13 protein-coding genes are annotated in these 12,215 nt (G+C 61.9%); 10 read left to right on the plus strand and 3 right to left on the minus strand.

Features of this window, described 5'->3' with window-relative positions:
• Positions 1 to 74 precede the first annotated feature (74 nt).
• From CE_RS00375 to CE_RS00405, 7 genes are all read left to right on the plus strand, one after another.
• Positions 75 to 1,070 carry a substrate-binding domain-containing protein gene (locus CE_RS00375; protein ID WP_035109135.1) on the plus strand — a complete coding sequence of 332 codons (996 nt, stop codon included), beginning with the start codon at positions 75 to 77 and terminating at the stop codon, positions 1,068 to 1,070.
• Positions 1,067 to 2,107 (plus strand): ABC transporter permease, encoded by a 1,041-nt coding sequence (locus CE_RS00380; RefSeq protein ID WP_006768671.1) that lies wholly within the window; start codon positions 1,067 to 1,069, stop codon positions 2,105 to 2,107. The genes CE_RS00375 and CE_RS00380 overlap by 4 nt, the downstream gene beginning before the upstream one ends.
• A complete protein-coding gene (locus tag CE_RS00385; protein WP_006768670.1) occupies positions 2,104 to 2,865 on the plus strand; it encodes an ATP-binding cassette domain-containing protein in 762 nt (253 codons plus the stop codon). Before CE_RS00380 ends, CE_RS00385 begins: the two co-directional genes overlap by 4 nt.
• Before the next feature lie 303 nt (positions 2,866 to 3,168).
• Complete coding sequence (locus CE_RS00390; protein WP_006768669.1) at positions 3,169 to 3,351, plus strand: hypothetical protein; 183 nt, start codon at positions 3,169 to 3,171, stop codon at positions 3,349 to 3,351.
• The gene (locus tag CE_RS00395) at positions 3,344 to 4,768 is read left to right on the plus strand and encodes an amidase (protein WP_006768668.1); all 1,425 of its coding nucleotides are present in this window, start codon (positions 3,344 to 3,346) and stop codon (positions 4,766 to 4,768) included. Before CE_RS00390 ends, CE_RS00395 begins: the two co-directional genes overlap by 8 nt.
• A gap of 116 nt (positions 4,769 to 4,884) precedes the next feature.
• The gene (locus CE_RS00400; RefSeq protein ID WP_006768667.1) at positions 4,885 to 5,523 is read left to right on the plus strand and encodes an AmiS/UreI family transporter; all 639 of its coding nucleotides are present in this window, start codon (positions 4,885 to 4,887) and stop codon (positions 5,521 to 5,523) included.
• 6 nt (positions 5,524 to 5,529) lie between these two features.
• Positions 5,530 to 6,687, plus strand: coding sequence for an SLC13 family permease (locus CE_RS00405; RefSeq protein WP_006768666.1), 1,158 nt, complete (start codon positions 5,530 to 5,532; stop codon positions 6,685 to 6,687).
• Here the strand turns inward: CE_RS00405 and CE_RS00410 are convergent.
• The gene (locus CE_RS00410; RefSeq protein WP_006768665.1) at positions 6,676 to 7,719 is read right to left on the minus strand and encodes a substrate-binding domain-containing protein; all 1,044 of its coding nucleotides are present in this window, start codon (positions 7,717 to 7,719) and stop codon (positions 6,676 to 6,678) included. The two genes, CE_RS00405 and CE_RS00410, sit on opposite strands and share 12 nt — an antisense overlap.
• 296 nt (positions 7,720 to 8,015) lie before the next feature.
• Here CE_RS00410 and CE_RS00415 point away from each other — a divergent pair, with 296 nt between their 5' ends.
• A complete protein-coding gene (locus CE_RS00415) occupies positions 8,016 to 8,510 on the plus strand; it encodes a MarR family winged helix-turn-helix transcriptional regulator (RefSeq protein ID WP_006768664.1) in 495 nt (164 codons plus the stop codon).
• Between the two features lie 87 nt (positions 8,511 to 8,597).
• Here CE_RS00415 and CE_RS00420 read toward each other — a convergent pair whose 3' ends face one another.
• Positions 8,598 to 9,452 (minus strand): hypothetical protein, encoded by an 855-nt coding sequence (locus CE_RS00420; RefSeq protein ID WP_006768663.1) that lies wholly within the window; start codon positions 9,450 to 9,452, stop codon positions 8,598 to 8,600.
• 75 nt (positions 9,453 to 9,527) lie between these two features.
• Here CE_RS00420 and CE_RS00425 point away from each other — a divergent pair, with 75 nt between their 5' ends.
• Together CE_RS00425 and CE_RS00430 are read left to right on the plus strand one after the other, a co-directional pair.
• Positions 9,528 to 10,064: a peptidylprolyl isomerase gene (locus CE_RS00425; RefSeq protein WP_269208244.1), complete on the plus strand. Its 537-nt coding sequence runs from the start codon at positions 9,528 to 9,530 to the stop codon at positions 10,062 to 10,064.
• 81 nt (positions 10,065 to 10,145) lie between these two features.
• A complete protein-coding gene (locus CE_RS00430; RefSeq protein ID WP_006768661.1) occupies positions 10,146 to 10,832 on the plus strand; it encodes a rhomboid family intramembrane serine protease in 687 nt (228 codons plus the stop codon).
• Between the two features lie 1,046 nt (positions 10,833 to 11,878).
• On the opposite strand, the gene crgA is transcribed toward CE_RS00430, so the two are convergent.
• The gene (crgA, locus tag CE_RS00435) at positions 11,879 to 12,151 is read right to left on the minus strand and encodes a cell division protein CrgA (RefSeq protein ID WP_011074778.1); all 273 of its coding nucleotides are present in this window, start codon (positions 12,149 to 12,151) and stop codon (positions 11,879 to 11,881) included.
• Between the last annotated feature and the right edge of the window lie 64 nt (positions 12,152 to 12,215).

The raw sequence follows: 12,215 nt of genomic DNA on the forward strand, positions 1-12,215 counted from the left end.
AGAACCATCTGAATCGATCAACCATGCTGGTCAGATGTTTGACTTGGGTCTGTGACCTGCGTTGACTTGGGTAGGTGAGACTAATTAGAACTGCTGCGATTGTGCTCGGACTGGCCCTGGCCGTGACCGGATGCTCAGCCACCGGCGGTGCCCCCCGCCCCACGGACAACGAAAGGGGCGGTGGTGGCGGAACCGTGGACACCCCACGCCTGGTGGTGTCCATGATCAGCCACGGCGCACCCGGTGACACCTTCTGGGATCTGGTGCGCAAGGGGGCAGAAGACGCCGCGAAAAAAGACAACATTGAACTGCGCTACTCCGCCGACCCCGAGGTGCCCAACCAGGCCAACCTCATCCAATCCGCCATCGACGCCAATGTGGACGGCATCGCCGTGACCATGCCGAACGCCCAGGCACTCGGCCCCACCGCCCAGAAGGCCGTGGACGCCGGCATCCCCGTGGTCGGCCTCAATGCCGGCATGGACACCTACCAGGACTACGGCCTGAGCGGCTTCTTCGGCCAGGAGGAACGCGTGGCCGGTGAACTCGCCGGTGAACGGCTTGCGGGTGATGGCGCGGAGCATGTCCTGTGCGTCATCCACGAACAGGGCAACTCCTCCCAGGAGGCCCGCTGCGGTGGTGTCGCCGACGGCATGGGTGGCACCGGGAAGGTGGAGACCCTCTACGTCAACGGCATGGACCTCACCGCGGTGCAGTCTACCCTGCAGGCCAAGCTGGCCCAGGACCCCGGCATCGACTGGGTCATGGGTCTGGTCGCCCCCGTGGCACTGACCGCGGTGCAGGCCGCCGATGCGGCCGGCGCGGAGGTGTCCATCGGCACCTTCGACACCAATTCCGCCCTGGTCACCGCGATCAGGAATGGTGACGTCGACTTCGCCATCGACCAGCAGCCCTACCTCCAGGGCTACCTGGCCGTGGATGCCCTCTGGCTGGCGCACCGCAACGGCACCACCGTCGGTGGCGGTCGCCCCGTCTACACCGGACCCAGCTTCGTCGATGCCAGCAATGTGGACATCATCGCCGATGCGGCGCAGGCAGGTCTGCGATGAGTACCCCGGTTACTGAAGCCTCAACTGAGCAGGTGCGCGGCGACAGCCTGTTCACCCGCCTCATCCGTCGCCCCGAACTGACCAGCCTGCTCGGTGCGGTCATCATCTTCGTCTTCTTCATGATCGTCGCCCCGGCGTTCCGCTCCTGGGATGCCATGGCCACCGTGCTGTACGCCAGCTCCACCATCGGCATCATGGCGATCGCCGTGGGTCTGCTCATGATCGGTGATGAATTCGACCTGTCCACCGGTGTCGCCGTCACCACCGCCGCGCTGGCCGCCTCCATGCTGAGTTACAACCTGTGGCTCAACACCTGGGTGGGTGCCCTGCTGGCGCTGGTGATCTCCCTGGCCATCGGTTTCTTCAACGGCTACCTGGTGGTGAAGACGAAGATCGCCTCCTTCCTCATCACCCTGGCGTCCTTCCTCATGCTGCAGGGCCTCAACCTGGCACTGACCAAGCTCATCGCCGGTGCCGTGGCCACCCCGACCATCGCCGACATGGAGGGTTTCCCCTCTGCACGTGCGGTGTTCGCCAGCTCCATCCCCATCTTCGGTGTGAACATCCGCATCACTGTCTTCTGGTGGATCCTGTTCGTGGCACTGGGCACCTACCTGCTGTTCAAGACCCGCTTCGGCAACTGGATCTTCGCCGTCGGCGGTGACCAGGAGGCCGCCCGCGCGGTCGGTGTCCCCGTCAAACGCGTGAAGATCACCCTGTTCATGTTCATCGGTTTCGCCGCCTGGTTCCTGGGCATGCACAACCTGTTCGCCTTCGACTCCATCCAGGCCGGCCAGGGCGTAGGCAATGAGTTCCTCTACATCATCGCCGCCGTCATCGGTGGGGTGTCCATGACCGGTGGGCGCGGCACCGTTATCGGCACCATGATCGGCGCGCTCATCTTCGGCATGACCAACCAGGGCATCGTCTACGCCGGCTGGAACCCCGACTGGTTCATGTTCTTCCTCGGTGGCATGTTGCTGTTCGCCGTGATCACCAACAACCGGTTCGCCCGTTTCAACAGGGAGCGGTCATGACAGAACTGATCCGCCTGGAGGGTATCTCCAAGAACTACGGTGCCTTCAGTGCACTGAAGGACATCACCCTGTCGGTGCGCGCCGGGGCCGTCACCTGCGTGCTCGGTGATAACGGCGCGGGCAAGTCGACCCTCATCAAGATCCTGTCCGGCCTGCACCCCGCCAGCGCCGGCACCATGCTTGTCGACGGTGAACCCGTGGATTTCACCTCCCCCCGCGATGCCCTCGCCGCCGGCATCGCCACCGTCTACCAGGACCTCGCCGTGGTCGGACAGATGAGCGTGTGGCGCAACTTCTTCCTCGGCCAGGAACTCACCGGCCGCCTCGGACGGATGCGCGAGGAAGAGATGCGCCGCATCACCGACGAGCAGCTGCGTGGGATGGGCATTGAGCTTCACGACGTCGAGGTCCCCGTCGCGTCCCTCTCCGGCGGTCAGCGACAGGTGGTCGCCATTGCGCGGGCCATCTACTTCGGCGCCCGCGTGCTCATCCTCGACGAACCCACCGCTGCCCTCGGCGTGAAGCAGTCCGGCATGGTCCTGCGTTTCATCGCCGCCGCCCGCGACCGTGGCATCGGCGTCATTTTCATCACCCACAACCCCCACCACGCCCACCTGGTCGGCGACCACTTCATCCTGCTCAACCTGGGCAGGCAGGTCCTCGACGTCCCCCGCGACCAGGTCACCCTGGAGGAACTCACCCTCCAGATGGCCGGTGGTGGCGAACTGGACTCCCTCAGCCACGAGCTGCAACGTTAGGCCCGGTCACGGACTGATAAGACAACCCCGCGTTTCCCTCCAGAAAGGGAAACGCGGGGTTGTTGCATTGGGGAACCGGAGGGTGGGGTCTGCCCAGATGGGAAAACTCCTTGCCAATGTCGCCTGGATCACATATGCTCTGAAATAGTTCCACATGGAACTAATTCACATGGTTTTAAATCTGGGTTGACGTGCCGGGCAGGCGGTCATCCTCCACTCCCTGGCTGGTGTACGGACCCACCCGGATGCCCCCTACCCAGGCACCCACCCCCACCTTCCACCGCCCCTGAACAAGGAGATCTGATGAGTGTGTCAGTGAAGGATCTACTCGCATTGAAGGGAATCCATCCCAGCGAGGAACATCTGCAGAAGCTTGAGAACAAATGGGCTGAGATCGAGCAGCTCAAGGTCAATCTGGACAACATCAACCTCGACGATGCGGACATTGCGCTGCGCAACATCCCGGGAGGGGATCACAATGGCTAAGGAACTGCTCAACAAAACTGCCACCGAGGTGGGCAAACTGATCGAGGGCAGGGAAGTCTCCCCGGTGGAACTCACCCAGGCCCTTCTGGATCACGCCCATGAGGTCAATGAGACCACCAACGCCTACATCTCCTTCCGTGATGAGGCAGCCCTGGCCGAGGCCAAGGCCGCAGAGGAGGAAATCGCCGGTGGTAACTACCGTGGTCCGCTCCACGGCATCCCGATGGCCATCAAGGACAACATCTATGTCGGTGGGGAAGTCACCACGATGGCCTCCAAGATCCACGGTGAGTTTGTCTCCCAGGATGATGCCTCCGTGGTGAAGAAACTGCGTGAGGCGGGTGTCGTCCTCACCGGAAAACTCAATATGCATGAATATGCGTGGGGTATCGATAACAACTCACCGCATTTCGGTTCCGTGCAGAACCCGTGGAACACCGACAAGGTTCCCGGTGGGTCCAGTGGTGGATCCGGCGCGGCCGTGGCCTCCGATGCCTCCTTCACCACGCTCGGCACCGATACCGCCGGTTCCATCCGCATCCCGTCGGCGGCCTGTGGTCTGGTGGGACTCAAGCCCACCCACGGCCGCGTCGCCAAGTACGGTTGCTTCCCCCTGGCGTGGTCCCTGGACCACATCGGACCGATGTCCAAGTCCGTTGCGGATGCTGCCGCCACCCTGCGGGCCATCGCAGGTTTTGACCACCGTGACCCCACCGCCGTGGATGTCCCGGTTCCGGATTATTCCGCTGACCTCGGCGGGGATGCCCGGGATCTGGTCATCGGCGTGGAGGAGGACTACTTCTTCCGCGATGTCGATTCACCCATCGAGCAGGCGGTGCGCAAGCAGATCGAGGACCTGGTCAGCCAGGGTGCCACCCTCAAGACCGTGAGTATCCCCAGCCTGGCGATCAGCGAGTGGACCGAGCTGGCCACCAGCCTGTCTGAGGCCTCGGCCATCCACCACCGGGATCTGCAGACCCGTCCCGATGATTTCGGCGCGGACATCCGTTTCCTCTTCGAACTCGGTGAGCTGTTCTCCGGAGTGGATTACCTCCAGGCCCAGCAGGCACGTCGCCAGATCAAGCAGGAGTTCACCGCAGCACTGCGGGACGTCGATGTCATCATCGCCCCGACGCTGCCGGTCATGGCACCGGATATCGGGTCACCGACCGCCAAGCTCAATGGTCAGGATGTGGATCTCATCGACAACTTCATCCGCTTCACCGGCCCGAGCAACCTCACCGGTCTGCCTGCCATGACCGTCCCGGTCGGCCTGACTGATGGTCTTCCGATCGGCCTCCAGATCATTGGTCGTGCCTTCGATGAAGCCCGTGTGCTCAAGGTGGGCTCCATCATCGAGGCCACCAACCCGATGGAGGGTAAGCGCGCCCCGGTGGGTGCCACCGCCACCGTATAGAAAATCCCATGCCCACGTGGCCCCGGTGGGCCGGTTATCAGTGATCACACTGTTTGTCCTGACCCCACCGGGGCCACGTGTCATCCCCATCCTCACAAGACCCATGGAGCGAGAGCATGTCTAATGTGGCTTTGCTTTTTGTCGGCGCGGTGCTTCTTGTCAACGGACTGGTGTTCCTCGGTCGTGTTGATGGCAGAGCTGCGATCCCCATCAATCTTCTCGCCGGCGCCACCCTCGTCCTCAACGCTTTGCTGATGGTGGCGTCGGTGGAACCGGATACTCCCACCACCTTCGGTGCCGTTGGTTTCGCCCTCTTCGGCTTCACCTATCTCACGGTGGCACTCAATTCCCTACTGGGAGGATCCGGCAGGGCGCTGGGGTGGTACTGCGGATGGGCAGCAATCATTGCCACGGTCCTGGCCCTGATCAACTTCTCAGACGGGGCAGCCCCGCAGATGGGTTGGTTGTGGGCATCCTGGGCACTGTTGTTCCTCTCGTTCTTCCTGGCGCTGATCGTGTCGGGGGAGTGGTGGACACCTGCTGCCGGCATCCTGGCGATCGTGCAGGGTTTCACCACCGCCACCGTTCCCGCCCTGATGATGATCGACGGCTCCTGGGCCACTGCCTCCGCAGCGATCATCGGGTTGGTGCAGATCGGTGGGGCGGTGGTCTATGTCTTCGCTGTCTTCTACTTCCGCACCCGCCGGGAAACGGTGAGCGACGTACCCACCGGATCCGTGGCTGTGCCACTATAATCAGTCATGGGCCAACGGGTGAATCTCATCGCGATGGTGGCAACGGTTGTTGCCACCATCGTGCTTGTTTCCACCGATGCCGCGGAGGCGTACACACTGTTCGGTCGACTCGTGCCGATCTTCGCCTTCGTCACCGGCATGTCCGTGGTGGTCAATATCGCCGCCCAGGTGGGGGTCTTCGACGCGGTGACCCGCGCCCTGGAGACGGTGGCCCCCGTGCGGGCGGGCGCGCGTCGACAAGCTCTCTGGTCGGGGCTGATCCTCATCAGCATCGTGGTGACGGTGTTCCTCTCCCTGGATACCACCGCCATCCTGCTGACACCCCTGGCCATCGCGGTGGCCAGGCGCAATGGTCTGAACCTCATGGCGGTGGCCTTCGCCGTGGTGTGGATCGCCAATATCGCCTCCCTCCATCTGCCGGTCTCCAACCTGACCAACCTGTTGGCGCTGTCCGGTGGTGGCTTCACCTCCGAGCTCGACTACATCACCGCCGCCTGGGTCCCGGCCACCATCGCCACCGGCATCGCGGTCGCAGCCGCCCTGGTGATCAACCGCCTACCGGAACGCATCACCAGCACCACGGCCCACCACCCGCGCCGGGAACAGGTGGTGGCTGACCCGCTGCTGCGTCCCTCCCTGATCACCCTCGGCCTGCTGCTGCCGGCCCTCGCATCCCCGATCCCGTACTGGCTGTCCAGCAGCGTGGCGGCGGTGGTCATGGTGGTGCTCGCAGCACTCAAACGCCGTGATCTCCTCCGCCTCCACCTCATCCCGTGGCCGTCCCTGCTGCTGGCCACGGCGATGTCCACCGTGGCCACCGCGGTCAGCGTGCTCGGCGGTGCGCAGCTGGTCCAGGCCATGCTTGACGACGCAACCCCCCTCACCATCGCCACCACCGGTGCGGTGGCCGCCAACCTCCTCAACAACATCCCCGCCTTCCTGGCACTGGAACCCGCGGTCAGCACCACGCAGGGATATCTTGCCCTGCTCATCGGCGTGAACACCGGGCCCATCATCACCCCGTGGGCCTCCCTGGCGACCCTGCTCTGGCATGACCAGCTGCTCCGCGCCGGTGTGCAGATCAGGTGGCGGACCTTCATCCTCTTCGGGCTGATCCTGGCCCCGGTCGCGGTGGTGGTACCCGCCCTGTCGTTAATGCTCTAGGTGAGGGGTGAGGGTGCTGAGCACCGTGAAATCAAACCCCTCGGCCCGGGCGATACTCACCGGTTGGATGGCCTGATTGTTACGGAACCTGATGATCCCGCGGGGACTGTCGAACTCCAGATCATCAATGATCCGGTTGAAATCCTCCAGACGCACACTGCGACTCCGTCGCGCCAGGTGGGCGAGCGTGTAGATGCCCTGGTGGCAGGACTGAGCCATGTTGTTCATCGGCGGGGCGGTAACCCCATTGACAGACACATATCTGCCCAGGAAATCCAGCGCCGAACTGCTGGTGAGGGTGCGGAAATAGGATGCCGAACAGTAGAGGTTCTCCGTGGCATCAACACCACTGGCCAACAACATGTTCTCCTCCATGAGGGGGCTGTAGCGGATGATCCTCCTGTGCAGGCCATGGTCGGTGAAGCTGCGGTTGAACTCCACCGCATCCTGACCCACCAGGAGCATCAGCACAGCATCACATCCGCTGGCGGCGACGGCACGGGGGAGCACCGGGTCACCACCACCGCCCATATCGACGAGTGTGCTGCCCACGATCTTCAAACCGAGGTCACCTGCCGCCAGGGTTGTCTTCTCCAGGGACTTCACCGGCCAGACATAGGAGGCACCCACCACATACCAGCTGCGGTGCCCCAGATGCTCCCGCAACCATTTCAGGGCGGGGAAGATCTGCTGTTCGGGATCCTCACCTGTGAGGAACACCCCGGGGTTGGGCACATCCCCCTCGCTCAGTGAGGTGTAGATGTAGGGGATCCGGTTCCGCAGCACCGGTACCAGTTTTTTCCGGATGGAGGAGATATGCCAGCCGGTGAGGGCATCAATGCCACCGGTGTGAACCAGGGCCGCCACCTCACGGGTGATGGTATCCGGATCCCGGCCACCATCGATATACACCAGTTCAATCTCCCGGCCACCGATCCCTGAGGTCGCATTCAGTTCGATCTTCGCCTGCTCCGCCACCGCCACGCAGGAGGGACCGAAGATACCCGCAGGCCCCTGGAAGGGCACCAGCATGCCGATCCGGTAGATATCACCACGGGGGGAATCCCGGTTCAGGAATGTGAGGGGATGACGATTGGATGTCGGGGACATGGTGGGAAACCTCCTCGGGATGGTCGCCTCGGGGTGTGAAGGGGGGAAGACGGTTACGCGACGGAGGGGCTTCAGGTCATCCGCTGCGCTGACCACAGATGAAATTATTGAATCCGAAAATTAACCATTCTCAAATGTTTAAAGTGAAAGGATTCTACTAAACTTGCAGGTGACTGATGTTCCAGCCAGATTGGCACCGTGTATTAAGGAGTCCACTGATGCAAACCCGGGAGAATCAGCGCGACTCGCGTGCTGATCCAGATCACATTACCAATATTTCTGAGTCGCTGGTCACAACAGCGGTGCAGGAGGCGAAAACACTCACCGCATTGCTGGGCACCGTCGTGGCACAGCACAACTTCACCCTGGATGAATGGATGGTGCTTGATGCCATCGTCGGAAACGATGGTGCCGCCATGACCGAGATCGCCGCGGCGTCCGGGTGTCAGGGGGCCACCCTGACCCGGGCGGTGGACAAACTGGTAGCCGCAGCGTTGGTCTACCGCGAGGCCAGCCCCGTGGACAGGCGCAAGGTAGTGGTCTTCATCTCCGACCGGGGCAGGGAGGTCCATGCCCAGGTGCACAGCGGGGTGGCCGCTCTGGAGAATGCCGCCCGCCAGGCCGTGATGGAGGCGGGATTGGCCCCGGAGAAGTTCCTCGATCTGATGCACACCCTGGCACACCTCGAGATCGCGGTTCCCGCCGGAGAATAACCGACATCCCGTCCTGGGAAAACACGACAGCCACTCCCGAAGAGGGGAGTGGCTGTGGTCGTTCAGGAGGGGAGAGTCCCGGGTGTTCTACTTATCCTTGTCGCTCTGCTCGCGCTGCGGGGCGTTCTTGGCGTCGTATTCAGCCTGGACCGCGTCGGCCTCGGCCTGGATGGTCTCTGCATCGGAGAGGTCCTCCAGGAGGGCATCGACATCCTCGGGGGTTTCATCGGCGGCATCCGCGGTGGGCTCTGCCACGTCAGCGGCATCAGCTGCGAGGTCTGCATCACCGGCGGCGTCGGCCTCGAGCTCGGAGGCGAGGTTCTCCACCGCGTCATCTGCAGGGACCTCGGCTGCGGCATCATCACCGGTCTCGGTGGAGTACACCAGCACCGGCTCGTCCTCGGCTGCGGCATCATCACCGTCGACAGCCTCCTGCACCGGGGTCTGTTCCTCGTCCTGGACCCGTGGTGGGGTGGTGCCCGGGGTGTTCTTGTCCTTGTTCATCAGGGCGTAGGCCAGTGCCGCGATACCGGAGGCAGTCAGTGCGAGGAGCGCCAGGTTGCGTACCCAGTGGCTGTCCTTGTCGTTCTTGCGCAGCTTCTTTTCCTGCTTCGCTGCCTGACGACGCACCTTGCGGCTGAGTTTCTTGTTCTTGGACCGCAGCTCCGGCAGGGCGCTGTCGCCCTTCTCCTCGGCTGCGGCGATGGCCTTCTCCAGGCGGACACGGGCGGCCTTGGTGACCTCGCCGGCCTTCTTCATGGACTCGTCATACTTGTCCCGGGCCAGCTCAATCGCATCTTCCGCCTTCGGGCCGTAGTTCTCAGCCGCGGATGACAGCGCGTCATAAGCCTTGTTCTTGGTGTTGTCCTTGTAATTCGAGTAGGCCTTGTATGCCGCACGGGCACCGGACAGTCCCATCGCTGCTGCGCTAAGAGTCTTCATTTAATGTTCTCCTTTGCTCCGAAGCATTTTCTAGAACCCCAGACTAGTGAAACATGCGGGCGCTTGGTTGGGGTTATAGTGGTTTCCATGACTTTGAAGACTGCAACCGCTATCCTGCACACCAACCGTGGAGACATCTCCATCGACCTCTTCGGCAACCACGCTCCTGAGACCGTGGCCAACTTCATCGGCCTCGCCGAGGGCACCAAGGAATACAAGACCGCCAACGCATCCGGCTCCCAGGAGGGCCCGTTCTACGACGGCGCCGTCTTCCACCGCGTCATCGACCGTTTCATGATCCAGGGCGGCGACCCGACCGGCACCGGCCGTGGCGGCCCCGGCTACAACTTCGGCGACGAGTTCCACCCTGAACTGCGCTTCGACCGCGCCTACCTGCTGGCCATGGCGAATGCAGGCCCGGGCACCAACGGTTCCCAGTTCTTCATCACCACCACCCCGACCCCGCACCTGAACAACGCCCACACCATCTTCGGTGAGGTCACCGATCCGGAGTCCCAGAAGGTCGTCGACGCCATCGGCACCACCCCGACCGACCGCATGGACCGCCCGATCGAGCCGGTTGTCATCGAGTCCGTCGAGATCATCAAGTAGGTTTTTGAAGGGATCTCTCCCTCTTTCCCGATCAGGCCTCGCCAGCTACTGGCGGGGCCTGATTTTTGTCCCCACCCCTTCATGCAGACGCTGTTATGGAGACACCACACAGTGAAAATCACAGATATCTACCGCCAGGCACCGGCCAGCACCACCATCTCGCTGGTGGTCATCGCGGTCTACCTCATCACCGCCTTCCAATCCAGGTCGGTGCAGAACAACCTCTGGGACAGTTCCCTGGCGGACAGCTGGATCCTCTGGGCTCCGGCGATGACCGACGGCATCGGTGCCCTCCGTGCCATCGGGGGCATGTTCCTCCACATCGGCCCCGGCCATATGCTGCTCAATCTCGTGCTGCTCTGGTTGCTGGGACGTGAGATTGAAAACTACTTCGGGCCAGCACTGTTCACCGTCATGTACTTCGTCGGTGGCATCGGTGCCTCCGCCGCGGTGGTGTGGTTTGATCCGCTCAGCCCCACCGCCGGCGCCTCCGGGGCCGTCTACGCCATGATGTCCATCCTGGTGGGCCTGTTCTACCTCCGCGGGGCGGACCTGCGTGCCCCGCTCGCCCTGATCGCCGTCAACATCGGGTACACCTTCCTGGCTGTCAATGTCTCCCTGTGGGGCCACCTGGGCGGACTGGTCGCCGGTGCGCTGCTGGTGTGGCCGATGGTCCGTGCCCAGACCCGCCGGGCACAGTGGACCATTGCCCTCAGTGGCCTGGTGGTGGTCATCGTGGTGTTGTTCCTCGGCATCCCCTACCCCTGAATACTGAGCTGATTCACCCCTGTTCCACAAAGTTCATCACATGGTGGGCGCTTCCGGATCGCCGGAAGCGCCCACCATCTTTTTATCCCCAGGGGCAGGGTTGTCCACACGATGTGAAATGACAAGATTTAACTTTGCGCACATCCATGGTTCATCATCCCACATCGAATTCCACACTAGTTGTGGATAATGTGAAGAAACTACAATCCCCTGACTTATCCACAGATGTTATCCACACTGTGGATAGTCACATTCTTGTAATTCGATTGTGGTGAACAGCGTATTTGTGGTTCGAACATGGGGTTATGGTTGAAAAACCTGGCAAATAACTTGTGCTATTCGAACAGATGTCGCGGGCGTGGAAACTGTTCACAGAGTTATCCACAGGCTGTGGAGAGTGGGGGAATAACAAAAAATTGGCTTCTCCGCCCAGTCATCCACAGACTACTCCACAACCTGTGAATAACTTTCCCCCCACGGACCTGATGCACAGTTATCCACAATTACATGTGTGTAACTCGCTGGGACTGTGGATAACTTCCCCGCCGGGCTGGGTACACCGTCCAGCGTTCCCCTATTGCCACTATTAGACCGCATGTTCTACCTATATCACCCCCTGAAATGATAGGCAATACAGATATATCAGCAGTTCATGACGGGTCCTTAATCGAACACCACCTGTGGATCCCGACGGGCACACCAGTTCAATTATGTAATTACAAAAACTACACCGTCTTTCAGGGGTGGAGTGTCAGCGAAACCCACTATTCTTCCGCCCCTGCATGGTGTTTTCCCACACCGGATGCCCGTTTTCCCCCACGGCGGGCGACCCGGCGCGCTCTTTTTCTCCCCAGCCCTCTAAGTGCCCCGGCACGACCCCCAGATACGACCCCCAGATACAACCCTCAGACATAACCCCCGGTCGCGGTCCCCAGGCACGGCCCACGGTTTCCGCTTATGGAGGGGAGAAGCAAAACCGGGTGTCACCGTACGGGGATGATCCGCGGTGACACCCGGTTGCAGGGGGTGGTGGACTGGCTGGGGGCTTAGCGCCATCCCATGGTCATCAGCAGGCCGATGATGAGCAGTCCGAAGCCGATGCCGTAGTTCCAGGCGTCCAGTTCGTTCATGAAGGGGATCTGGGGGCCGACGAGGTAGTTGGCGACCAGCCAGAGGAGTCCGACCAGCATGAAGGCGAACATGATGACCTTGTACCACATGGGTGTGCCGGTGGAGTTGATCTTCACCGGGGTGCGGTTGGCGCTGGGGTTGCTGGAGACCGGCGCGATCGAGTTCTTGGTAACTTTTGCCTTGGGCACGTGCTTACACCTTCATCTTCAACGTCGTTTGTGGGGATCAAACAACCGGTACGTTCGTCCTACG

Origin of the sequence: Corynebacterium efficiens YS-314, from assembly GCF_000011305.1 — a bacterium.
Classification (GTDB): domain Bacteria; phylum Actinomycetota; class Actinomycetes; order Mycobacteriales; family Mycobacteriaceae; genus Corynebacterium; species Corynebacterium efficiens.